This is a genomic window from Paenibacillus sp. GYB006, from assembly GCF_036577645.1.
Taxonomy (GTDB): Bacteria; Bacillota; Bacilli; order Paenibacillales; family Paenibacillaceae; genus Paenibacillus.
Window position 1 is genome coordinate 1 of sequence record NZ_JARBDA010000095.1, and the last position, 256, is coordinate 256.

Annotated in this window: 1 rRNA gene; it reads right to left on the reverse strand. The window is 56.2% G+C overall.

From position 1 onward, the window contains the following. A 23S ribosomal RNA gene (locus PV403_RS25155) occupies window positions 1-256 on the reverse strand; the annotation flags it as partial.

Here is a 256-nt window from a genome sequence, read left to right on the forward strand (position 1 = left end):
CTCCGCTACCCCCACCTCATCCCCGCACTTTTCAACGTGCGTGGGTTCGGGCCTCCAGTGCGTGTTACCGCACCTTCACCCTGGACAGGGGTAGATCACACGGTTTCGGGTCTACGTCCACGTACTAAGTCGCCCTATTCAGACTCGCTTTCGCTGCGGCTACGGCTTTTCACCTTAACCTTGCACGGGAACGTAACTCGCCGGTTCATTCTACAAAAGGCACGCCATCACCCATAAAACGGGCTCTGACTTTTTG